The sequence below is a fragment of the Gammaproteobacteria bacterium genome (assembly GCA_009838035.1).
In the GTDB taxonomy this organism is placed as follows: Bacteria; Pseudomonadota; Gammaproteobacteria; order Steroidobacterales; family Foliamicaceae; genus Foliamicus.
The window spans coordinates 23,368-46,067 of the sequence record VXSK01000023.1 but is presented as its reverse complement, the minus strand read 5'-3'; the positions used below and the strand labels follow the sequence as shown (position 1 = coordinate 46,067).

At 66.6% G+C, this 22,700-nt stretch carries 17 protein-coding genes, 1 tRNA gene and 1 pseudogene; 10 read left to right on the top strand and 9 right to left on the bottom strand.

Going from position 1 to position 22,700, the window contains the following annotated elements:
* Positions 1-5: 5 nt before the first annotated feature.
* The 7 genes from F4Y72_09695 to F4Y72_09665 form a co-directional block, all read right to left on the bottom strand.
* Entirely contained in the window at positions 6-845 is an 840-nt protein-coding gene (locus F4Y72_09695) for an SDR family oxidoreductase (GenBank protein MXZ28561.1), read from the bottom strand.
* A 48-nt stretch (positions 846-893) separates the two neighbouring features.
* The gene (locus F4Y72_09690) at positions 894-1,886 is read right to left on the bottom strand and encodes an oxidoreductase (GenBank protein ID MXZ28560.1); all 993 of its coding nucleotides are present in this window, start codon (positions 1,884-1,886) and stop codon (positions 894-896) included.
* A gap of 65 nt (positions 1,887-1,951) precedes the next feature.
* On the bottom strand, positions 1,952-2,467 hold the full coding sequence (locus F4Y72_09685; protein ID MXZ28559.1) for a disulfide bond formation protein B: 516 nt from the start codon (positions 2,465-2,467) through the stop codon (positions 1,952-1,954).
* A gap of 59 nt (positions 2,468-2,526) precedes the next feature.
* Positions 2,527-4,050: an indolepyruvate oxidoreductase subunit beta family protein gene (locus F4Y72_09680; GenBank protein ID MXZ28558.1), complete on the bottom strand. Its 1,524-nt coding sequence runs from the start codon at positions 4,048-4,050 to the stop codon at positions 2,527-2,529.
* Positions 4,044-6,170 carry an indolepyruvate ferredoxin oxidoreductase subunit alpha gene (locus F4Y72_09675; GenBank protein ID MXZ28557.1) on the bottom strand — a complete coding sequence of 709 codons (2,127 nt, stop codon included), beginning with the start codon at positions 6,168-6,170 and terminating at the stop codon, positions 4,044-4,046. Before F4Y72_09675 ends, F4Y72_09680 begins: the two co-directional genes overlap by 7 nt.
* A gap of 70 nt (positions 6,171-6,240) precedes the next feature.
* Complete coding sequence (locus F4Y72_09670) at positions 6,241-9,021, bottom strand: valine--tRNA ligase (GenBank protein ID MXZ28556.1); 2,781 nt, start codon at positions 9,019-9,021, stop codon at positions 6,241-6,243.
* A gap of 171 nt (positions 9,022-9,192) precedes the next feature.
* Entirely contained in the window at positions 9,193-10,677 is a 1,485-nt protein-coding gene (locus F4Y72_09665; GenBank protein ID MXZ28555.1) for a leucyl aminopeptidase, read from the bottom strand.
* A 90-nt stretch (positions 10,678-10,767) separates the two neighbouring features.
* Here F4Y72_09665 and lptF point away from each other — a divergent pair, with 90 nt between their 5' ends.
* Genes lptF through F4Y72_09650 form a run of 3 tightly spaced genes read left to right on the top strand, consistent with a single transcriptional unit; the run spans position 10,768 to position 14,257 of the window.
* A complete protein-coding gene (lptF, locus tag F4Y72_09660) occupies positions 10,768-11,871 on the top strand; it encodes an LPS export ABC transporter permease LptF (protein MXZ28554.1) in 1,104 nt (367 codons plus the stop codon).
* Positions 11,868-12,959, top strand: a complete 1,092-nt coding sequence (gene lptG / locus F4Y72_09655; protein MXZ28553.1) for an LPS export ABC transporter permease LptG — start codon at positions 11,868-11,870, stop codon at positions 12,957-12,959. The genes lptF and lptG overlap by 4 nt, the downstream gene beginning before the upstream one ends.
* On the top strand, positions 12,959-14,257 hold the full coding sequence (locus tag F4Y72_09650) for an MFS transporter (GenBank protein ID MXZ28552.1): 1,299 nt from the start codon (positions 12,959-12,961) through the stop codon (positions 14,255-14,257). Before lptG ends, F4Y72_09650 begins: the two co-directional genes overlap by 1 nt.
* A 6-nt stretch (positions 14,258-14,263) precedes the next feature.
* Here the strand turns inward: F4Y72_09650 and F4Y72_09645 are convergent.
* Positions 14,264-14,338 (bottom strand) — tRNA-Glu (locus tag F4Y72_09645).
* Positions 14,339-14,360: 22 nt separating this feature from the next.
* On the opposite strand from F4Y72_09645, the gene pcnB reads away from it, so the two are divergent.
* From pcnB to F4Y72_09625, 4 genes are all read left to right on the top strand, one after another.
* Complete coding sequence (gene pcnB / locus F4Y72_09640; protein ID MXZ28551.1) at positions 14,361-15,728, top strand: polynucleotide adenylyltransferase PcnB; 1,368 nt, start codon at positions 14,361-14,363, stop codon at positions 15,726-15,728.
* Positions 15,709-16,365, top strand: a complete 657-nt coding sequence (locus F4Y72_09635) for a deoxynucleoside kinase (GenBank protein MXZ28550.1) — start codon at positions 15,709-15,711, stop codon at positions 16,363-16,365. The genes pcnB and F4Y72_09635 overlap by 20 nt, the downstream gene beginning before the upstream one ends.
* Positions 16,366-16,428: 63 nt before the next feature.
* On the top strand, positions 16,429-17,232 hold the full coding sequence (panB, locus tag F4Y72_09630; protein ID MXZ28549.1) for a 3-methyl-2-oxobutanoate hydroxymethyltransferase: 804 nt from the start codon (positions 16,429-16,431) through the stop codon (positions 17,230-17,232).
* Between the two features lie 15 nt (positions 17,233-17,247).
* Entirely contained in the window at positions 17,248-18,102 is an 855-nt protein-coding gene (locus F4Y72_09625; protein ID MXZ28548.1) for a pantoate--beta-alanine ligase, read from the top strand.
* On the opposite strand, the pseudogene queG reads toward F4Y72_09625, so the two are convergent.
* Positions 18,003-19,160: pseudogene (gene queG / locus F4Y72_09620) on the bottom strand (tRNA epoxyqueuosine(34) reductase QueG). The gene F4Y72_09625 and the pseudogene queG overlap by 100 nt on opposite strands.
* Between queG and F4Y72_09615 the strand changes: the two are divergent.
* From F4Y72_09615 to tsaE, 3 genes are all read left to right on the top strand, one after another.
* Complete coding sequence (locus F4Y72_09615) at positions 19,159-20,709, top strand: NAD(P)H-hydrate dehydratase (GenBank protein ID MXZ28547.1); 1,551 nt, start codon at positions 19,159-19,161, stop codon at positions 20,707-20,709. The pseudogene queG and the gene F4Y72_09615 sit on opposite strands and share 2 nt — an antisense overlap.
* 169 nt (positions 20,710-20,878) lie before the next feature.
* Positions 20,879-22,027: an ATP-binding protein gene (locus tag F4Y72_09610; protein ID MXZ28546.1), complete on the top strand. Its 1,149-nt coding sequence runs from the start codon at positions 20,879-20,881 to the stop codon at positions 22,025-22,027.
* A gap of 3 nt (positions 22,028-22,030) precedes the next feature.
* A complete protein-coding gene (gene tsaE, locus F4Y72_09605) occupies positions 22,031-22,591 on the top strand; it encodes a tRNA (adenosine(37)-N6)-threonylcarbamoyltransferase complex ATPase subunit type 1 TsaE (GenBank protein MXZ28545.1) in 561 nt (186 codons plus the stop codon).
* The last annotated feature ends 109 nt before the right edge of the window (positions 22,592-22,700 follow it).

The following is a 22,700-nucleotide window of genomic DNA, read 5'->3' as shown; positions in this document are numbered from 1 at the left end:
TTCTCCTAGTGCATTTCCTCGCCGCCGGTCACGTTCAGCGAGTCGCCGTTGATGTAGATGGCCTGGTCGGAACACAGGAACGCAACGGCGTTGGCGGTGTCGGCGACCTTGCCCTCGCGGCGCATGGGATTGCGCGTGCGGATATTGTCGATGTATTGCTCCAGCGTCAGGCCGAAGTGATTGGAAAAATAATCGTTCTGGACGGCGCCCAGCCCGGTCGTAACGTGGTTGGGACAAACGGAGTTGACGGTGATTCCGTGCGGACCCAGCTCCAGGGCGCAGGTTCGCGTCAGCCCGACAAGGCCGTGCTTGGACGCGGTATATGCCGCCATGTGCGGGAAACTGGATTTCGCGGCCTGGCTTGCTATGTTGATGACGCGCCCGCCCTCGCCCTGACTGATCATACGGCGGGCGGCGTGCTTGGTGCACAGGAAGGGCCCCTTCAGGTTCACGTCCAGGACCGCGTCCCACTTGTCTTCCGACAGTTCCGTGCAGGCGTCGATCAGGTAGCCGATCCCGGCGTTGTTGACCAGGATGTCCAGGCGGCCGAAGCTATCCACGGCGTGCGCCACCGCGGCCTCGACCTGGGACTCGTCGCGCACGTCGAGCGGGAATGCGTCGGCGACGCCGCCCCGGTCCCGAATACCCTGCACCACGGCCCGCATGGAATCGGTAGCTCCGATGTGCTTGTCGGGCATGTGTTCGTCCGGCGACTCCCCCAGGTCCGTGATCAGTACGCTGGCCCCGCAATCGGCCAGCTTCGAGGCGATGCCTTCGCCGAGTCCGCGGGCGCGGCCGGCACCGGTAACGAGCGCGACCTTGCCGCTCAGGTCGTAATTTTTCATGGCGCGGATTTTATCCCCTGTTCGCTATATCGCTCCGCTCCCGGGCGGTCAGGCATTGACATCGATCACGACCCTCCCGCTGATCCGCCCGTCCAGGATTTCGTTCGCCAGCGCGGGGACCTCCGACATCGGCGCCATGCGGTAGATTTCGGCGAGTTTCGCCGGATCGACGAGTTCGGCAAGCGCGTCCCAGGCGCGCCGGCGCCTTTCCTGCGGAGCCATCACGGAATCGATGCCACGCAGGGTCACGCCGCGCAGGATGAACGGCATGACCGTGGTCGGAAGGCGGAAACCGCCGGCCAGCCCCACCGCCGCCACCAGGCCGCCGCGCCGCGTCTGCGCCAGTACTGTCGCCAGCGTGGTCCCGCCGACGGAATCGACCGCCGCCGCCCAGGTTTCCGACTCGAGCGGCCGCGAATCGCGCGCCAGCTCGTCGCGCGCGATGGTCCCGGAGGCGCCCAGCGACTGAAGGAAATTCGCGCCGTCCGGCTTGCCCGTTACTCCGGTGACCTCATAGCCGAGCGCGGAAAGCAGCATTACGGACACCGCGCCCACGCCGCCCGTAGCGCCGGTAACCAGGGCCGGGCCGGCATCGGGAGTGAGGCCGGCGTCCTGAATCGCAAGAACGCTCAGCATGGCCGTGTATCCGGCCGTGCCCAGCGCCATCGCCTGTTCCGGCGAAAAAGCCTCGGGAACCGGCACCAGCCAGTCGCCTTTCAGACGCTGCCGCTGCGCATAGCCGCCCCAGTATTTTTCCGAGAGCTCGTAGCCGTTGACCAGCACCCGGTCGCCGGACCGGAACCGGCCGTCACGCGAGTCACGCACGACGCCGGCCAGGTCGATGCCGCACACCATGGGAAGGCGGCGGCAGATCTTGCCCCGTCCGCTCACCGCCAGGCCGTCCTTGTAATTGAGCGTGGAGTGGCTGATCTCCACCAGCACGTCCTCGTCGGGAAGGTCGGGAGCGGTGAGTTTCTCCAGTCGACCCTGAACCTTGCCGTCGCGCTCCCGCGCCACGATGGCATTGAATGTGTCGGTCAAGTGTTCGCTCCCTGTTCAGGCCAGGGCCGCCAAGATGCCCCGAATCGGCATCCGAATCAAGCGCCTCAGCGGCGGGCGAAGGAATTGGTCCAGACGGCCCAGGCGGTGAGGCCGAGAAGCGCCAGCAGCACCCAGCCCGGCATCGAGAGTCCAAACAGCGACCAGTCGACTTCGGCGCATTCGCCGGACGCGGTGAGGGCTTCGCGGACGGCGGTGATCACGCCGAAGTTCTCCACGATGAAATCGAAACTGGCGCCGCAGGGCGGCACTGTGCCTTCGGGCTGGTTCTGAATCCAGAGGTGGCGGATAGCCACGCCGCCGCCGGCCAGTCCGACCGCGCCGCACAGCGCCGAGTAGGCATGGCGGAACCAGTTCGCCGGTCGATGCACGGCCGCGAGCAGGAAAGCCAGGCCCATCCCGACGACCGCAAATCGTTGCAGGATGCACAGGGGGCAAGGCGCGTAGCCCTGGACATGCTCGGCGAACAGAGCGTAGCCGAACAGGAGAAAACAGGCGGCCGCGCCGAGCAGGTTCAGACGGCGGGAGCCGGCATTAAGGAGACTTGCGATTGTTGCCTTCATATTGGTTGACCTTGCGCCGATCTGCTCTGTGCGGCCGGTGACGAACCCCCGCGATTCTCTCACAATCGGGCCACTGCGGCGTGAAATTTCGTGCCGTCCTCATCGGCCAGCGCCGCATCGCGCAACTCACGCACGGCGCTTGCCGGTTCCGATCTTTGTCGCAGTGCCGGCAGCGCCTCCCGGATGGCCTCGTAGCGACTCAGGCCCCGCTCATAGGTCTCGCCGTAGCCCTTGACCAGTTGCTGACAGGCCGCCATCTCCACCGCAAGCCCGTAGTCCTGCGGGGCCAGTTCCGCCAGCGTGGCCAGCCAGTCGCGAATGCGTGCGTCCTCCTCGCGGTGGCGCAGGGAGCTCGGCCGCCAGGCACGCGTGCGCGCCATCGCGCGCATAAAGAGGTATCCCCAGAGGCGGTCGGTGGAGATCTTTCTGCCGCCGGTGAAGGCCTGCAGTATCCGGCCGGTGAAGCCCCACCTCATCAGCGGCGCTCCCAGCCAGGCCGGCAGGCTGCCGCAGATCTCCTCCACCCGCGGACTCAGGTAGTCCACGATCCGCATCAGCCGGCCGCCGCCGTCGCCGACTTCCGCCTGCACGCGGGCAAAGCGGGCCGCGCGAGTCTTGAGGTCGGCGACCCGCGCCGTGTCCTCGTAGCTCATCCACAGCGCCAGGCCGCGGGCGGTTTCGAGCAGCAGGGTGTATTGGCGGGCCGCGCTGTCGAGCTCCAGGATGGAGCGCAGCCGGTCCAGGTACAGGCCGGCGTAACGGTGGTTCTGATAGTCGACCAGGCGGTGCACGCCGATTCCCAGCAGGTCCGCGCAGGTGCTTGGGAACTCATTCGAAACGCGTTCCATCAGCGCTTTCGCTTTCGGGTTGCGGGGAACCGGCACCGGTTCGTACAACGGTGCGGAATCCGGACTCGACACGGCGGCATCTCCGCCGGCCGCTGCCTCGGCGCGCGCCTTGCCTGCTTCGTACGCGGCGAGATTGCGTTCCAGCGCCCGGCCGCTCGCCCGTATCGCTTGCTCGCATGCTTCGGCCGAGAAGGGCAGGGCGCCGGAGCCCGCCAGGGCGCCCAGCACGACCGAACTGATCACGCTGCGGTGTTCCCGGGCCAGGGCCTCCATGTCCAGCGCCACCAGGCGTTTCGCGCTGGCCCGCGCCACCTGGAGGACGGAGTCGCTGTCGGCGAGCCCGTCGCCGAGCGCCGACTTCTCGCCGATCGTGAAAACGCGGTGGGTGGATGCGACCAGGGTGGTTCGCTCGCGCGTCACCAGTCCACGCTGAATGGCGCGGCCCGCTTCCATCAGCTCCGATGCGACCACGAGGTCCACGTCGCCCGGCTGCGGCATCAGCGCAAGCACCGGGTCCGCCTCCGCCGCCTCCGCGGCCGCGCGGGGGAAGAACTCGAGATAGTAGAGGGTGGCGCCGGTGCGCTGGGCGACGCCCGGCACGGAAGTCGCCTGCGCGATGAAGCCGCTGGCTTCGGCCGCGTCCAGCAGCCACTGGGTCAATACGCCGCCACCCTGGCCGCCGAGGGCGGCGATCGCCAGCTTGAAGACCCGGGGAGCCGGTTCTCCTTCTACCACGCGAGGGCCCGCTTGCGCTGGGTGCGGCGTTGCAGAAAGCCGATCAGTGCGCGGCGCAGCCCTTGCATGAACCGTTCGACTGCGCCGGGATTGTCCACCAGCTCCGCGTGATAGAACGAAGGACAGAGCACTGCCGCGTGCGCGACTTCGCCGCATACCCCGCAACCCACGCAGTCGTAGTCCACCGCCGCCACCGGCGCGCTCCGCAACGGATCGGGGTTCGGTTTGACGGTCAGGGACGGGCAGCCAGACAGCCGGATGCAGGAGTGATCGCCGGTGCAGGTTTCCGCATCCACGCCGTAATGCTTGCGCGCGACCCGCATGCCGGCCTTGCGCCGCCGGTTGAGCAGCGGCCGGATGCGCCGCTCGCGATTGAGCTGGCACTCGCCCTGGGCCACGATCACCTTGGGCCCCTTCTCGCGCGTGCTCATGGCCTCGCGCAGGATCCTGAGCGTGCCCTTCATGTCGTAGGTGTTGAGGCTGCGCACCCAGCGCACGCCCACGCCGCGCACGGCATCGGCGATCGACAGGCGGGCGGTGCGTCGCGGGGCATCGGCCTCCGACGAGGGGATCCACTGTCCGCCGGTGGCCGCGGCATAGCCGTTGTCCACGATGATCGTGACGCCGTCGTGCTCGTTGAACACCGCGTTGCCGATGCCGCTGGTCAGGCCGTTGTGCCAGAAGCCCCCGTCGCCCATGATCGACACGGGACGGCGGTCGCCTTGCGTGTGCAATGCGGAGGCCGCAGCGCTGCCCAGCCCGTAGCCGAGGATGCTGGCGCCGAGGTGGAAGGGCTCGAGGCTGGCGAAGGAATGGCAGCCGATGTCGGCGCTTACGTGCACCGGGCCGATCTCCTTTTGAAGCAGCTTGAGCGAAGAGAACAGCGGACGCTCGGGGCAGCCGGTGCAAAGGCCGGACGGCCGTTCCGGCACCCTGGCGGCCAGTTGCGAGGCGGGGAGCAGCGGCTGTTCGGTGACAGGATTGAGCAGGCGGGGGCCGTGCTCTTCGACAAAGGCGCGGATTCCTTCCTTGAGCACCGCGCCGGTGTATTCGCCCGCCATCGGCAATGGGCCCTTGCCGACGATCCGGGTTTGCAGGTCGGCGCGGCGCAGGAACTGGTGGGCGGCCTGCTCGATATGCTCGGGCTGGCCTTCCTCGACGATCAGCAGCGCGCGCTTGCCCGTCGCGAATCGCACGAATTCCTCCTCGACCAGCGGGTAGGTGGCGTTGAGCACGTAGAGAGGCAGCCGCGAGGCGCCGAAAGCGTCGGCCAGGCCCAGGTGTTCCAGGGCCCGCAGAACCCCGTTGTAAAGACCGCCCTGGAGCACGATTCCAAGATCGCTTTCCGCACCGTCGATGAACTCGTTGAGTTTGTTTTCCCGGATGAAGCGCACGGCCGCCGGCCAGCGCTGTTCGGTCTTCTCGCGTTCCTGTTCGTAGGTGTAGGGCGGCAGGATGATGCGCGACGGGTCGCGCTGCGGCGCATCGAGCGCGTCCGCGGCCGTGAACGGCGGACGGCGGTTGTCGCTGGCGATAAAGCTCCCGTACAGGTGGCAGGCGCGGATGCGCAGCATCAGCATCACGGGCGTATTGCTGGCCTCGGACAACTCGAAACCCTGCTGCACCGCGGTCACGATGCTGTCCAGCCGGGGTTTGGGATCGAGCAGCCAGAGCTGCGATTTCATCGCAAAGGCGTGGGTGCGCTCCTGCATGATGCTGGAGCCCTCGCCGTAGTCCTCGCCGAGTATGACGAGCGCGCCGCCCTTGACCCCCGCCGAAGCGAGATTGCCGAGCGCGTCGCTGGCAACGTTGGTGCCCACGGTGGACTTCCAGGTCACCGCGCCGCGCAGGGGATAGTTGATGGAAGCCGCCAGCGTGGCGGCCGCGGTGGCCTCACTGGCGCTGGACTCGAATTGCACGCCCAGCTCGTTCAGGATCTCGCCCGCGTCGGCCAGCACGTCCATCAGGTGCGAGACCGGCGCGCCCTGATAGCCTGCCACGTAAGCCACGCCGGACTGCAGCAGCGCCTTGGTGACCGCGAGTATGCCCTCGCCGCGGAATTCCTCGCCCGCGGTCAGGCGCAGCAGTTCAACTTCCTTCGCGAATGATCTTTCGGCCACCTTGCTTCTCCACCGCGGTGCGGGCGGAACCGCGTCAAGTGTACTACCCGGCGCCCCGGCCGGGTTTCATTCAGGAGCCCAGGTTTTTCAGTCTTTCCAGTTGTTCGCGCAGGCTCTGAAGATCGCGTTTCAGTTCTTCCCGGCGGTCGTGTACGCCCTGGACGACATCGGGCGGGGCCTTGTCCAGGAACTGCGGATTGGCCAGCTTTTTCTCGGCCGCCTGCAGGGCCTTTTCGGCCTGGGCGCGGAGCTTGCCGAGGCGGGTGCTTTCGGCCGCCGGGTCGATCACGCCGGCCAGGGGCGTCAGCAGCCTCAGCTCGCCGTGCAGGGCGGACGCGGCCGGCGGCGCCTCGGCATCCGCTGCGAGCAGCGTGAGTTTGTCCATGCCGGCCATCGGGTTAAGGAGCCCCGACAGCGATTCCATACGCTCGTGGTCGTCCTGGCGGCCGCCCTGGGCCAGCACTTCCAGCCTGCGGCCGGGCGGCAGGTCCAGTTCACCGCGAATCTGCCGTATTCCCAGTACGAATCCCTGGAGCCACTCGATCTCGGCTTCGGCCTCGCGGTCCTCGGGAAAAGCATCGGCTTGTGGCCAGGACGCGATCATCACGCTTTCGCCGCCGGTTCCCGCCAGCGGGGCGGTGCGCCGCCACAGCGCCTCGGTGATGAACGGCATGATCGGATGCAGCGCCCGCAGCACGGCCTCCAGCACGCGAACCAGCGTATGCCGGGCGGCGTCTGCCGCCTTTGCGTCGCCGCCGGCCAGCACGATCTTCGCCAGTTCCAGGTACCAGTCGCAATACTCGCGCCAGACGAAGTCGTACATCGCGCGGCTCGCCAGGTCGAGCCGGTAGCCGTCCAGCCCTTCCGCGGTTGCCTTGAGGGCCTTGCCCAGGCGGGAGACGATCCAGCGGTCGGCGGGTCCCAGGTGGGCGTCTTTCGCGGGCGGGACATCCTCGTTCCCGGGCTGCTGCATGAAGACGAAGCGGGCCGCATTCCACAGCTTGGTGCAGAAATTGCGGTAGCCGGCGGTGCGGTCGAGGTCGTAGCGGATGTCCTGGCCGGTGCTTGCCATGGCGGCGAAACTGAACCGCACGGCGTCGGCGCCGAATGCCGGAATGCCGTCGGGGAACTGTTTGCGCGTGGCGCGCTCGATCTCCGGCGCCAATCGCGGCTGCATCAGCCCGGCGGTTCGCTTCGCCACCAGGCCGTCCAGGTCCACGCCGTCGATCAGGTCCAGCGGGTCGATCACGTTGCCCCTGGATTTGGACATCTTCTGGCCTTCGTGGTCGCGGATCAGGCCGTGCACGTAAACCTCCCTGAACGGCACGTCGCCCATGAACTTCAGCCCCATCATGATCATCCGCGCGACCCAGAAGAACAGGATGTCGAAGCCGGTAACCAGCACCGTGCCGGGATAGAAGCGCTGCAACTCCGGCGTTTCCCCCGGCCAGCCCAGGGTGGAGAACGGCCACAGGGCCGACGAGAACCAGGTGTCCAGAACATCGTCGTCCCGCCGCAGCGGATAGTCGTCCGGCAGCTTGTGCCGCCGGCGCGCCTCGGCTTCGTTCCGGCCGACGAAGACCTCGCCGTCCTCGCCGTACCAGGCGGGTATCCGGTGCCCCCACCAGAGCTGGCGGCTGATGCACCAATCCTCAATGTTGCGCATCCACTCGAAATAGGTCGCCGCCCAGTTTTCGGGAACGAAGCGCACCCGCCCGTCCTCGACCGCGGCGATGGCGGGCTCGGCCAGGGGCGCGGCGCGCACGTACCACTGGTCGGTCAGGAAGGGTTCCAGCACGGCCTGCGAGCGGTCGCCCCGCGGTATGACGTGGCGGTGCTTCTTTACGCCCGCCAACGCGCCCATTTCTTTGAGCGCCTCCACCACCGCCTTGCGGGCATCGAAGCGGTCGAGGCCGACGAATGCCGGCGGCGCGGCGTCGTTGATGCGGGCCCGGGGGGTGAGCACGTTGATCGAGGGCAGGCCGTTGCGCCTACCGATTTCGTAGTCGGTGAAGTCGTGCGCGGGCGTGACCTTGACGCAACCGGTGCCGAACTCAGGGTCCACCGCCTCATCCGCCACGATGGGGATTTCCCGCCCGGTCAGCGGCAGGCGCACCATCCGGCCCACGAGTTGCCGGTAACGCTCGTCTTCGGGATGCACGGCCACGCCGGTATCGCCAAGCATGGTCTCGGGGCGGGTCGTGTCCACCTCCACCGCGCCATCGCCGTCCACCAGCGGGTAGCGCAGGCGCCACAGGTGGCCGTCCTCCTCGCTGGACACCACTTCCAGGTCGGACAGCGCGGTCTGCAGCACGGGGTCCCAGTTCACCAGCCTTTGCCCGCGGTAGATCAGGCCTTCTTCGTGCAGGCGCACGAAAACCTCGCGAACCGCCCGGCTGCGCGCTTCGTCCAGCGTGAAGCAGTCGCGCGAGAAATCCAGCGATGCGCCCAGCCTCCGCAGTTGGTCTCCGATACGCCCGCCGGACGACTCCTTCCAGGCCCAGACCCGCCGGACGAACTCCTCGCGCCCCAGTTCGCGGCGGCTCAGGCCCTCGGCCTCGAGCTGCCTCTCCACCACCATCTGGGTGGCGATGCCGGCATGGTCCACGCCCGGCTGCCAGAGGGTGCAATCGCCGCGCATGCGGTGGTAGCGGGTGAGCGCGTCCATCACCGTGTCCTGGAAGGCGTGCCCCATGTGCAGGCTGCCGGTCACGTTCGGCGGCGGTATCACGATGCAGAATGGCGGGCCGTCCCCGCGCGGCGCAAACCATCCCGCCCGCTCCCACCGGCGGTAAGCCTCGCCCTCAATCTCCGCCGGCCGATACCGCTCCCCCAGCACCCGCCCGTTCATATCGACCATACCAAGCTCAAGGTGCGAATGCGCGCCAACCGGAGCCTATCCTTGCTCCTCTTCTTCCGGGAGTTTGTGAGCCAGGGATGGCGGAACCAAGCTCCATGGATGGATTCATGCGTCTCCCGGAAGAAGAGGAGCAAGGATAGGCGAGATCCAAGCGCCGGCCCGCTACTGACCCAGCAGAAACTCGGTGAGCAAAGGCACGGGACGGCCCGTGCTGCCCTTGCTGCCCCCCGTCTTCCACGCCGTGCCGGCAATGTCCAGGTGCGCCCAGTGCGCATTCTTGACGAATCGCGACAGGAAGCAGGCCGCGGTCGTAGCCCCGGCGAAGCGCGAGCCGATATTGGCCATGTCGGCGAAATTGCTCTTCAGCTCCGGCATGTATTGCGGTCCCATGGGCAGCCGCCAGGCCGGATCGCTGGCCGCTTCGCCTGCCGCGCGCAGCTCTTCGGCGAGGTCGTCGTTGTTGGCGAACAGGCCGCTGTAGTGGCGGCCCAGCGCCATCAGGCAGGCGCCCGTCAGCGTGGCGACGTCCACCACCTTGGACGGCTTGTAGCGCAGCGAATAGTAGAGCGCATCCGCCAGTATCAGCCGGCCTTCGGCGTCCGTATTGAGAATCTCGATGGTCTCGCCGGACATCGCCTTGACGATGTCGCCCGGCTTCGTGGCCCGGCCGCTGGGCATGTTCTCCACGGCTGCCGCCAGGACCACCAGGTTGATCGGAAGCCTCAGTTCGATCGAGGCGTGCAGGGCCGCCAGCACCGAACCGGCCCCGCTCATGTCGAACTTCATCTCGTCCATCGCCCGGCCGGGCTTCAGCGATATTCCGCCGGTGTCGAAGGTCACGCCCTTGCCGACCAGGGCGACGGGAGGCGAGTCGTCCGGCGCGTTCCTGTAGTGGAGCACGATCAGCCGGGGCTTCAACTCACTGCCTTCGCAAACCGACAGCAGCGAATTCATACCCAGTTCCTTCATTTCGTCTTCCTGAAGAACCTCGGCGGTGACGCGGGTGCTGCGGCGCGCCAGCTTGTGGGCTTCCGACTCCAGGTAGGCCGGTGTGCAGACGTTTGCCGGCAGGTTGCCCAGCTCCCGCGCATAGTTGCGGGCCCGTCCGATGGCGCGGCCCTGCCTCAAGCCCAGTTTCGCCTGCGCCTCTTCCTCCTCGCCGTCGATCGCGACGGTAAGCCGGCGGTCCTTCGGCCGCGTGTCCTTGACCCTCTTGCGGGTCGCCGTGTAACGATAGGAGGCGTAGAGCCATTGCTCGGCGAAACTCCGCGCCTTGCGCGTTGCGTCCATGCCCGGCACGTCTTCCAGCCCCATCAGGCTGACAACCGTGGTTGCGCTCGACCGCTCGGCCCGCTTTACGGCGGCCTCCACGGCCTTGCGCCAGCCGGCGGCATCGAGCTTGTCCCTGTTGCCGAGGCCGGCGAGCAGCAAATGGCGCACTCCCAGCCGGCCCGTATGGGTAAGCAGCAGCGTTTCGCCGGACTTCCCGCGAATGTCGCCCGAAGCCATGGCATTGCCGATCAGATTGCGCAGGCCCGCGCTCAGGCCGGCGGTGGCCGTGGCCGGTTTTCCGTCCTGATAGACCGGGGCGATCGCCAGGTCAGCTTGTACACTGTTCAACTTCTGCGTGGTGATTTCGAATTGCATGTGGTCGCCTCTTGAAAACCCGTCCAACGGCGCTGCTTTAACGGAATCGGCGCAGGCCGTAACGGTGGCTCATTCTATTGCCTTTGAGGAATGATGCGCATACTGGACCGCTATCTCTTTCGCGAAGGCCTGGTGGCGTTCAGCGGCGCGCTGGCGGTGCTTCTTGTGCTGCTGGGCACCAACCAGTGCGTGCGAATACTGTCGGCTGCGGCCTCGCAGGATCTGCCCCGCGACGCCGTGCTGCCGATGATCGGCTACACCTGCCTGCAGTACCTGCCGGTGATCATGCCGGCGGCGCTGTTCTTCGGCCTGCTTCTGGCGCTCGGGCGCATGTATCGCGACTGCGAGTTGCCGGTGATCCGCGCCTGCGGCTACGGCGCCCGTTCCCAGCTCAAGCCGGTGCTGGCGCTGGCCCTGCCGGTGGCGGCGCTGGCCTGCTGGATGACCCTGGACCTTGCGCCCGGGGCGCGCCGGGCAGTGGATGAACTGGAACGGGAAGCCGCGTCCATGGGCGATCTGCGCCGGCTGGAACCGGGGCGCTTCGTTTCCATGGGCGGCCAGGGCGTGGTCTATTCCGAGGAGGCCGATGAACAGGGCCGGCTCTACCGGGTGTTCGCCCACCGGCGCGTGGACGGGCGCATGCAAATCATCGTGACCGACCGTATGGCCCTGCAGGAAACGGCGGACCCTCTGGTTCGAATGGTGACGTTCTACGACGGCGTGCTGTACGACGGATGGCCGGGCGAGGCGCAGATCCGCATCGTGCGCTTTGCCGAGCACGGCATACCGGCGAGCCTGCCGGAAACGGTTTCCGCGGCGACGAAAATGGACGCGGCGCCTAGCGCGGAACTGTGGTCGCAAGGCGATCCGGAATCGCTGCTGGAACTTCAGCGTCGCCTCTCGGCTCCGCTTGTTCTGCTGATCCTGGCCGTGATGGCGCTGCCGCTCAGCCGCCGCCTGCCGCGCCAGAGCCGCTTCGCATCGCTCCCCTGGGCATTGCTCGTGTACGTGATATACACCAACCTCGTCACCGCGGCGCTTTCCTGGGCCCAGCAGGGAATCACGCCGCTGTGGCTCGGCGTGTGGTGGGTTCACCTGTTGCTGGCCTGCGCGGCCGCGGCGTATTTCGGGCTGGGCGATTCGCACCTGCTCAAGCAATTCGGCCGGCGAATCCGCGCCATGCAGACGGTATGACGCTACTTGACCGCTACCTGCTGCGCGGTGTCGTTCCGCTTGTGCTCATGTGCCTTTGCGCGCTGATGTCGCTCTCGCTGTTCGTGGATTTCGCCCAGCAGTCCCGCATGGCGGGCCAGGGCGCCTACACGCTGCTCGACGGTCTCGCCTACTCCGCGTTGCGCATTCCGCAATTCGCGTTCGACGCGCTGCCCGCGGCCGCAATCATCGGGAGCTTCCTTGCACTGGGCAATTTTTCCGCGCACCAGGAACTGACGGTGGCGAGGGCCTCCGGTGTGTCGGTGCTCCGGCTCTCGGTTCCGGTGTGGGCTGCGGGAGCGCTTTTCTTTGTGCTGGCGGTGTTCCTCGGTGAGTCGCTGGCCCCACCGATGCACGCCCTGGGCAAGCGCATGCGGGCGGACGCCCTGAATCCGGCGCCGGCGCTGACCCAGGGAGCGAGCGTCTGGATGCGCGACGGCGACCTGATTCTGAACCTGCGCCCCGCGGGCGACGAAGAGGGCTACGCCAGCGCCTTTCTGTTCCGCCTGGCGCCGGAGGGCATTCGCAGTTTCGGCCGGGCGCGGGCCGCGAGAATCAACGAGGACGGCAAGCTGGAACTCGGCGGCTATGAAGAGACCGTAATCGGCGAGGACGGCGCGCAGGTTTCGTACAGCGATCTCCGGGTTACCGAGACCCGCCTGAGCCCGGATATCGTCGAACTGGTCGAGCTGCGCCCCGAACTGATGACAGTCGGCAGCCTGTTGCGCTACGCGCGTTACCTGGAAGCGAACCAGCTCAGCGGACAGCGATTCCGCCTGGAGATGCAATCGCGGCTTGCGACGATGGCGGCGGTGGCACTGATGTGTGTGCTTGCGTTACCGCTGGTGTTTACCAATCGAAGGACGCTGGGCGGCAGCGCCCGCGCTGCGCTGGGCCTGGGCATCGCGCTGATCTGGTTTCTGGCGAACCGTGGGGTGGCCGAAGCCGGTCAGCTCTATGGCCTGCAACCGTGGCTGGCGGGTTGGGCGCCCACCCTTGTGCTGGGTGTTGCCGTGATCCTGCTGCTTGTGCGCGCCGACCGCTTGCGCTGGCGCCGGGCTCCCGATTGATGGCTGCTGCAGGAAAATTCGCGGGCATGTCGCTCAACCGGGACGTTCGGCCGGTGAACGCGGCCGGACTGCTGCTGGGCGTGTGCTGCCTGGCGTTTTGCTTCGTCGGGCTGAACATGGTGCAGCCATGGTTGCTGGAGCATCATCTCAATCTGCCCGCCTCGGAAATGGGCGATGCAACCGGAACCCTGGGCGCGATCGGCCAGATCATCACGGTATTCCTCGCGGGAGCGACGGGCGCGCTGGCCGACCAGAAGGGACGGCGGCTGGTGCTGACGCTGGGTGTGGTGGTCATGGCGCTGGGCATTCTCGTTGCGCCGCTCGTGTCCACATTGTCCGGGCTGATCGTGTCCCGCACGATCTTCTCCATAGGACGCACGGCCGTGGCGGCGTGCTTCCTGATCGTGGTCGCCGACTACGTGCAGGAAAACAGCCGGGGCAAGTGGAACGCGTTTCAGGGCGTGACCTTCGGGGTCGGTTCGATAGTGGCCGCCGTTGTGATCGTGGGTATGCCGAAGTGGCTGCTCGAAAGAGGCTGGGACGTCATCGATGCGGGATACGCGACACACTTCCTGATGGTCGGCGCCGCGGGAGTATCGGCACTGGTCCTGGCGCTGATGCTGCGCGCGGATGGGCCTCGCGAGGGAGTCGATCATGAAGGCTTGTGGGCGCTCGTTCGTCAGGGCGTCGCACAGATCCGGCATCCCGGCGTTCGCCTAGCCTATCTTGCGGGCTTTGCGGCGGGGGCGAACATGGCCGTCATCGGCACGTATCTGAGCCTGTGGACTACGGGCCATGCGGTGGCTACCGGGGCGGGCTTCGCGCAGGGACTGGCTCTGGCCGGCGTGTTGATGGTGATTATCCAGCTGGTCTCGATGGCCGCCATGCCGGCGATCGGTATTCTCAACGATCGAGCCAGACCGCTTTTCGCGCTCCAGGTCAGTCTTGCTTTCGCAGTCGCGGGCTATGGTTCGACGTTTTTCGTGGCCGACCCGTCTTCGGTATCCGGCCAGCTGTCCGCCGGTCTGCTGTCGATTGGTCAATCCGCCGTAATCATTTCGTCGCAGGTGTTCGTTCAGGCGGAGGCGCCGCTCAAGGTGCGCGGCACGGTCATCGGCTTCTACACGGTTTGCAGCGGACTCGGAGCGGCCGTAATACTGAAGCTGAGCGGTTACATATACGATGCCTGGCTGCTGACCGGGCCATTCGTGCTGACGTCGGCCGTGAACGCCGCCGTGCTGGTATTCGCGATCCTGCCGGGAGTGTCGATGACCCGTCAGCGGACCCCGGCCGGTTAGGGTGTTTGGCGCTCCCTAGGGGAATCGAACCCCTGTTTCCAGATTGAGAGCCTGGCGTCCTGACCCCTAGACGAAGGGAGCGTTTCGTGCCTGATAAGGCGCGGTGCGATATTATAGGCAGCCGAATAAAGGCGTGCTTCACACGCGCGCCGTGCCATCCGTGGCTGGAGTTTCGACCTCGATCAAGACAACGGCGCTGAAAATCAATTCGGGCGAACCGCGCATCGCCGCGCGGCAGCTTCCGTCCAATGTCGTCAGGGTGCTACGCGGCCTGCACCGGGCAGGCTATCGTGCCTGCGTGGTCGGCGGCGGGGTGCGCGACCTGCTGCTGGACCTCCGGCCCAAGGACTTCGACATCGTGACCGACGCCAGGCCGGAACAGGTGAAGAAGCTGTTCCGCAGGGTGCTGCTGATCGGGCGCCGGTTCCGGCTCGCGCACGTGATGTTCGGCCGCGAATTCATCGAGGTCGCCACGTTCCGCGGATCCGGCAACGAGGCCGCGGGTCCGGAGGGTTCGGTTGTCCGGGGATCCAACGGGCGCATCCTGCGGGACAATCGCTTCGGCAGTCTGGAAGAGGACGTGCTGAGGCGCGATTTCACGATCAACGCGCTGTACTGGGACTTTGCCGACAAGCGCATTATTGATCACGTTGGCGGGCTCAAGGACATCGCCAGGCGCCGCCTGCGCCTGATCGGGGAACCGCGTTTGCGCTACGAGGAGGACCCGGTGCGAATGCTGCGTGCGGCGCGCTTCGCGGCCAAACTCGGCTGCGAGCTCGACAGGCGTTGCGCCAAGCCGATTCCGGCATTGGCCCGGCTGCTGCGGTCGGAGCCGCCCGCCCGCCTCCTGGAAGAGGTGCGCAAGCTGTTCCTTGGCGGTCACGCCGTTTCCAGTTTCGATGAACTGCGCCGCTTCGGCCTGCTCGATGAACTGTTCCCGTTCCTGGGCCCGTGGATGGATGACGAGCCGCGCGCCGAAGGATTCGTTCGCGATGCGCTTGCGGCCACCGACAAGAGGCTCAGCGAGGGTTCGCATGCCAGCCTGATGTTCCTGTTGTGCGTGTTCTACTGGGGGCCGATTTCCCGGGTCGTGGCGCCCGGCGGCAGTGGCATACCCCGCTATACGCAGATTACCGATGCCTTTCGGCGGATGGTTCGGGACGGAAAATACGGACTGCGCCCCACGAAAAAGATGATGGCGGACATGGAGCACGTCCTGGGGCGGCAGGCCCTTTTGCAGGCCAGGCCGCGCCGGCGCGTGAACCAGACATTGCAGCATCCCCTGTTTCGCCCGGCCTATCGCCTGTTGTGCCTGCGCCGGCGCCTGGGCGAGATCGACGAACAGTGTGTTCTCTACTGGCGGAAGAAGGCGGGGTCGGCGCCTTCCCGTTCCTGGTCGAAGCGCCGTCGCCGCGGACCGGGCCGCGCCGGAGGCCGGAGCGCCAACGGAAATGAAAAAAAGGTCCGGTAGCGGCCGCTACATCGCCGTCGAAGGCTGCATCGGCGCCGGCAAGTCCACTGTGGCGCACTTGCTGGCGGACCGGATGAACGGAGAACTGATCGTTGAGGCGCCGCACGGCAACCCCTTCCTGGAGCGTTTCTATAACGGGATCACCCAGGCCGCGCTTCCGTCGCAACTGTATTTCCTGCTGCACCGCACGCAGCTCGCCGAGCGCATCAAGAAGGACGACCTCTTTCCCACGACCCGCATCAGCGATTTTCTGCTGGAGCGCGACCGAGTCTATGCCGAGTGCACGCTGGCGTCGGACGAATTGCAGGTCTACGACATGGTGCGCGAAGCCGTAGCGATCGACCCGCCGGTACCGGACCTGGTGCTTTTCCTGCAGACCTCGGTTCGGACCCTGCTGAAGCGGATCGCCAACCGCGGCATTCCGATGGAACGGCGCATAACGGCCGAGTACCTGGAACGGCTCAACGAGGCGATGGCGCGATTTATACTGGACTACGACGAGGCGCCGGTCCTGATAGTGAACACCGAAGCCATTGACCTGGTGAACAACGATGCGCACATCGAACTGCTGCTCAACGAAATGCAACAGGCCCGGTCCGGCCGCACCTACTTCGATCCCAGCGGCCTGGTCGTCTGATCATCAAGCGGCGTGACACGACACTAGGAATCGCCCGTGTACGTCCAGTTGAAACAGCGCGACATGCGCAGACCGCCGGTGAACGTGAGCACGCTGGCGCGGATGAAAAAAGAGCGCGAGCCGATCGCCTGCCTTACAGCCTACGACGCCAGCTTTGCACATCTGGTGGACCGGTCCGGCGTGGACCTGGTGCTGGTGGGCGACTCCCTGGGCATGGTCATTCAGGGACACGACACGACCGTTCCGGTAACGGTCGAGGACATCATCTACCACAGCAGGCACGTGGCCCGGGCGCTCACCCACGCCTTTCTCGTGGCCGACATGCCGTTCATGAGCTACAGCGAACCGGAACAGGCGCTGGACAACGCCGTGCGGCTGATGCAGGAAGGCGCCGCGATGATGGTAAAGCTGGAAGGCGGCGAGGGCCAGCGCAGGATCGTGGAGCACCTGGCCCGGCACGACATCCCCGTTTGTGCGCATATCGGACTTCGCCCGCAGTCGGTCCACAAGATCGGCGGGTTCAAGGTGCACGGACGCGATCCGTCGCAGGCGGAGCGAATGGTGACCAACGCGCTACGGCTGGAGGAGGCGGGGGCCGACGTGGTCCTGCTCGAATGCGTTCCCAACGAATTGGGCAGGGCGATCGCGGAGCAGTGCCGTGTGCCCGTTATCGGGATCGGTGCGGGACCCAACGTCGACGGACAGATCCTCGTCTTGTATGACATGCTCGGCATCACGCAGGGACCGGTGCCGAAGTTCGTGCGCAATTTCATCACCGCGGCGGACGATCCGCTGGCCGCCTGCGAGGCCTACGTCCAGGCCGTCAAGACAGGCGAATACCCCGCTCCCGAGCACTGCTTTTCCTGAACCGGCGGCTGCCCCGTGCAGATAGTTACGACCAAGGCGGAAGTGCGCGCGCAGGTGCGCCGCTGGCGCGCCGCCGGCGAGAAGGTCACGCTGGTGCCCACGATGGGTGCGCTGCACAAGGCGCACATGGACCTGGCGCGCCTGGCCGGCGCCGGCGGCCGGGTAATCGTGAGCATTTTCGTCAATCCCACGCAGTTCGCGCCCGGAGAGGACTTCGAGCGCTATCCCCGCGATCTGGATGCCGATGCGGACCTGCTTCACGAGGCGGGAGTGGACCTGCTTTTCGCTCCCGGGCAGGAGGAAGTCTATCCCCGCGGGCTGGACGACCCGACCCGCGTGGAAGTGCCCGGTTTGTCGGCCGAGCTGTGCGGCGCGCACCGACCGACGCATTTTGCCGGCGTGACCTCGGTCGTGGCGCGCCTGCTGCTGCTGACCCTTCCCGACGCCGTGGTATTCGGACGCAAGGACTATCAGCAGTTGGTGATCCTGCGCCGCATGACGGAGGACCTGCATATTCCCGTCGAGGTGATCGAGGGTCCGATCACGCGCGAGAAGGACGGACTGGCCATGAGTTCGCGGAACCGCTACCTGACGGAAGCGGAACGGCGGACCGCTCCGGTCCTGCATGCCGAATTGCGGCGGTGCGCTGCGCGCATCGAGGCGGGAGAGCGCGGCTTTCCCGGGCTGGAGGAGGACGCGGCGGCCCGGCTCGCGGAAGCCGGCTTTGCGCCGGACTACGTAGCCGTGCGGCGAGCCGGCGATCTGGGGCCGCCGGCGGCTTCCGCCACGGGAGAGTGGGTCGTGCTCGCCGCCGCCTGGCTGGGTTCCGCCCGCCTCATCGACAACGTCGTCTGCGGCGCGGGTTCCTGATCGCCCGCCTGCCGCTCGAGCGCCCAGCGCACGTGTTCGCGAACGAGTTCGCTGGAGTGCGACAACCGGTTACGCAGCGACTCGATCACCTCGCCTGACCGGGCGGCGTTGCCAAGGGCGATAGCCAGGTTACGCAGCCAGCCCGTATAGCCGGCGCGGCGCAGGGCGCTTCCCCGGGTGCGTTCGCGCCATTGCTCCTCGCCCCACCCGAACAGGCGCGTCAGCCGGGCGTTGTCCAGGCCGCCGCGCGGGGCGAAGGCGGCTTCCTCGCTGGGCCGCGCATGGCGGTTCCAGGGGCAGACCAGCTGGCAATCGTCGCAGCCGAACACGCGGTTGCCGATCAGCGGCCGCAGTTCCAGGGGAATGGATCCCCGATGCTCGATGGTCAGATACGAAATGCAGCGGCGGGCGTCGAGTTGATAAGGCGCCACGATCGCCTCGGTGGGACAGATGTCCAGGCATGCCCGGCAACTGCCGCAATGGTCCGTCACGGGGTGGTCGACCGGCAGCGGGAGGTCGGTGTAGATCTCGCCGAGGAAGAACCACGAGCCTTCATGGCGGTCGATCAGGTTGGTGTGCTTGCCCATCCAGCCCAGTCCGGCCTGCGCGGCCAGGGGCTTCTCCATGACCGGGGCGCTGTCCACGAACACCCTGTAACCCATGGGTCCGGCCCTTGACGCGATGCGTTCGGCCAGCTTCCGGAGACGCCTGCGCATCAGGCGGTGGTAGTCACTGCCCAGCGCGTAACGCGAAATGTAGGCCCTGTCCGGGTCGGCCAGCACCGCGAGGGCAGGGGCGGCGTCCCGTGACCAGTAATGCATGCGGAAACAGAGCACCCTCAGCGTTCCGGGAAGCAGGCGGGCCGGCCGGGTTCTCTTGCGTCCGTGCCGCGCCATCCATCCCATCGTTCCGTGCCGCCCCAGCTCCAGCCAGCGCTCCAGGCGCTCCTCGGCCCGGGCAAGGTCAATTCCCGCCACTCCGGCCTGTTCGAAGCCGAATTCCCGCGCCAGCGCCGGCAGTTCGGCGGCGATACGCGAGTGTTCCGTGGCAGCTTGCATGGGCCGAAAGAGTATAGGTCGGGATGTATTTCGGGCAATATTCGTGCTTATGAGTCATCGGACCGCATACTGCGCCGACGCTGTGCGCGCGCTGGAAGGCGCGCTCATGGCAAGCGAGGGCATCGACAGCAACGCTCTGATGGAGCGTGCCGGCGCGGCCGCCTACGCGCGCGCCCGGCGTGCGTTCCCCGGGGCCCGCCGATGGATCGTTCTGGCCGGCGCCGGCAACAACGCGGGCGACGGCTTCGTAATGGCCCGCCTGGCGAAGCAGGAGGGCCTCGGCGTCAAGATCATGCTGCTGTCTCCCGAAAATCGCCCCCGGGGCGACGCGGCCACGCAGTTTGAGGCGGCGCGGCAATCCGCAGTGCCGGCGGGCCCGCTGGCGCACGCGGAGCTGGGTGGAGGCGACCTGATCGTGGACGCCATGCTCGGGATCGGGCTGGACCGGCCGCTGGGCGGGCTTTATCTCGAAGCGGCGCAGGCGGCCAACGAAGGCAGTGCGCCGGTCGTGGCCGTCGACATTCCCACCGGCATTCACGCCGACACCGGGGCCCTGTTGGGGGCGGCGGTCCGCTCGGCGCTGACGGTGACCTTCGTGGCCGACAAGTGCGGGTTGTTTCTGGGTGACGCGCCGGATTACGTCGGGCGGCGGGTGCTGGAGCCGCTCGGACGGATCGCGCCGGGCAGGGTGGCTGAAATCGAGACCGCGTTTAACGGCACGCCGATGCTGCGCGTTTTCACTGCGGCGACGCTGCGCGCGATGCTCCCGGCCCGACGGCGCGCCGACCACAAGGGCCGCTTCGGGCATGTCCTGGTAGTGGCCGGGGGGCCGGGAATGGGCGGCGCCGCAAGGCTGGCCGGTGAGGGCGCCTTGCGTGCCGGTGCTGGACTCGTATCGGTGGCCACGCACCCGGAACATTCGGCCGCGCTGCTGTCCGGACAGCCGGAACTCATGGTGCGCGGCGTACGCAACGCGGAAGATCTCGCGCCCTTGATTGAACGGGCCACGGTGCTGGCGGTCGGCTGCGGTCTCGGCCAGGATGCCTGGGCTCGCGAAGTGTTCGCAGCGGCTCTAGGAAGCAATTTGCCCCGCGTAGTGGATGCGGACGGGCTGGCGCAGGTCACGCCGGATCGCGCGGATGCTGCACCGTTAATTTTGACGCCGCACCCCGGAGAAGCCGGGCGATTGTTGGAGCGCTCCAGTGCCCAGGTGCAGGCGGATCGTCTGGACACCGTCACGGCCTTGCGGAAGCGCTATGGCGGCGCGGCGCTGCTCAAGGGCGCGCACACGCTGGTTTCGGGAAGCGAAAAAGCGCCCTGGGTGATCGACGCCGGCAATCCCGGCATGGCGACGGCGGGGATGGGCGACGTGCTCACCGGTCTGATGGCGGGCCTGTGGGCGCAGTTCCCCGAGGCCGAACCGGAAGACCTGGCCGCCCTGGCCGCTTTCGTGCATGCAGGGGCCGGCGATCGCGTTGCGGAGGCCGGTCAGCGCGGGATGATCGCCGGAGACGTGCTGGACGCCCTGCGTGCCGGACTGAATCCCTGATTCGGCTCCGCGAGGATCATTCCGGCGCCGAGTAGAACTGGATAATGGCGCCGCTCGCTCGGAGAACGGACCGGCATGGGCCCAGCGGACTCTTATTTGATTTGGGCAACTTGACATCTATATGGAAGAAAATTAGACTCAGGTATTCCAGATTTCTGGAATAAGCGGCATGATTGAGCGTGACGGCCATGTCAGGGCATTACGGCGGCTGTTTTCCAACAACTCCGTCATTGTCCTTCTGGGCCCGCGGGGAGCAGGCAAGACGACCCTGTCACGCGAATTTGCGCAGCGCTCGCGCTCGAATTCCTATCTCTTCGACCTGGGCTCGGCGGCGGACCGCGCCAGGCTTGAAGATCCTGAACTGGCTTTGTCCAACCTGCAGGGCCTGGTCGTGCTGGACGAAGTCCACCGCGCCCCGCACATTATCGATGTCGTGCGCCGTTTGCTTGTGAGAACCTGGAACCCGGCGCGATTCCTCATTCTGAGCAGCATCGTTCCGGATAAGCTGCGGCAGCAGTTCGAATCGCTCTCCGAATACAGCGCCAACTACGAACTTCCCGGTCTTCAGTCCGCCGAAATTCCGGTGCCCCAGGCCAATGTGCTGTGGCTGAGGGGAGGTCTGCCGGCATCGTACAGCGCCGGCAGCGACAGCGAGAGCTTCGAATGGCGGGAACGTTACGTTCGCGACTTCCTGGAGCGCGACATCCATCGCCTCACGGCCAATGCTCCGACCGCCCGAATCGAAAGGTTCCTGATCATGCTCGCGCACTGCCATGCGCAGGTGTGGAACGGGTCGGAACTGGCGCGCTCGCTGGGTGTCTCGCATCACACCGCCCGCCGCTATCTGAATATTCTTCAATCCGCCTTTATCGTGCGCACACTGAAGCCATGGCGCGCGGACCTGCCCAGACGCCAGGTCAAGTCGCCCAGGGTTTATTTTCAGGACACGGGGCTGCTGCACCATTGCCTGGGCATTTCGAGTCTGCGTGACCTGGAGCGGCATCCCAGGTCAGGCGCTTCCTGGGAAGGCTTCGTGCTGGAAAACCTGATCCGCGTCCTTGGCGGGGAGGACGTGCAGTTCTATTTCTGGGCGGCGCACACCGGGGCCAAAGTTGATCTCATCGCCAGGAGCGGCGGGCAGCTTCGCGGTTTCGAAATCCGTCGAACGTCCGATCCCCGAATTACGCGCTCGGTCAGGTCCGCGCTGGAAAACCTTTCGCTGACGCGGATGGATGTCGTTCACGCCGGGCCCGAGAGCTTTCCCCTGGGCAGGCGGACGCGCGCGATTTCGGCCGCCCGTCTGCACGAGGAACTATGAACCTTGACCGACGGCCTGCAAGATCGGGCGGCTGTCTTTTGCGCCCGTAGCGTCGACGGCCTCGAGGCGCTGGGACGGACACTCGGCGGGGCCCTGAAGGAGACAATCGCCGCCCGGCCATTCCTGCTCCTTGGCCTGGACGGGGAACTGGGAGCCGGGAAGACGACCCTTGCGGCGGCAACGCTGGCGGCGCTGGGAGTCCGGTCACGGGTGACGAGTCCCACCTACGGGTTGGTGCATGCGCATAGTTTCGGCCTCGGCGGAACGGGGCGGACGGTGGAAGTGCTGCACGTGGACCTGTACCGCCTTCGGCGTGCGGCCGAACTGGATGAATTAGGACTTGAGGACGGTGTTCAGTCCACGCCGGCCGCGGCCGGTCAGGTCTTGCTGGTGGAGTGGTTCGAGAACGCCCGGGGGCGCCTGGGGCGACCCGACCTCGCATTCCGCCTGATGCATGCGAAACGCGGCAGGCTCGTGAATCTGCGTGCCCACTCGGAACCGGGCGGTCGGATCCTGCGGTTTCTTCGAGGGGCGATTCACCACGATCTGCAATTGCTCTCTTAGTATGACGTTTCTTAAGTAGTGGGAATAGCCTACTAATATTCTTGAAATTTTCCTTGACAAGCGGTGCCTCGGAGCTATACTCGCCAACGAGGAAACCCGACTATGCAGC

Bases quoted from the DNA above. Each gene is read 5' to 3' on its own strand.
- F4Y72_09650 (MXZ28552.1), top strand. From the start codon at position 12,959: ATGGCTGCTGCAGGAAAATTCGCGGGCATGTCGCTCAACCGGGACGTT.
- F4Y72_09615 (MXZ28547.1), top strand. From the start codon at position 19,159: ATGGGCCGAAAGAGTATAGGTCGGGATGTATTTCGGGCAATATTCGTG.
- F4Y72_09685 (MXZ28559.1), bottom strand. From the start codon at position 2,467: ATGAAGGCAACAATCGCAAGTCTCCTTAATGCCGGCTCCCGCCGTCTG.
- panB (MXZ28549.1), top strand. From the start codon at position 16,429: ATGCGCAGACCGCCGGTGAACGTGAGCACGCTGGCGCGGATGAAAAAA.
- lptG (MXZ28553.1), top strand. From the start codon at position 11,868: ATGACGCTACTTGACCGCTACCTGCTGCGCGGTGTCGTTCCGCTTGTG.
- F4Y72_09610 (MXZ28546.1), top strand. From the start codon at position 20,879: ATGATTGAGCGTGACGGCCATGTCAGGGCATTACGGCGGCTGTTTTCC.
- F4Y72_09665 (MXZ28555.1), bottom strand. From the start codon at position 10,677: ATGCAATTCGAAATCACCACGCAGAAGTTGAACAGTGTACAAGCTGAC.
- F4Y72_09695 (MXZ28561.1), bottom strand. From the start codon at position 845: ATGAAAAATTACGACCTGAGCGGCAAGGTCGCGCTCGTTACCGGTGCC.
- lptF (MXZ28554.1), top strand. From the start codon at position 10,768: ATGATGCGCATACTGGACCGCTATCTCTTTCGCGAAGGCCTGGTGGCG.
- F4Y72_09635 (MXZ28550.1), top strand. From the start codon at position 15,709: ATGAAAAAAAGGTCCGGTAGCGGCCGCTACATCGCCGTCGAAGGCTGC.
- F4Y72_09670 (MXZ28556.1), bottom strand. From the start codon at position 9,021: ATGAACGGGCGGGTGCTGGGGGAGCGGTATCGGCCGGCGGAGATTGAG.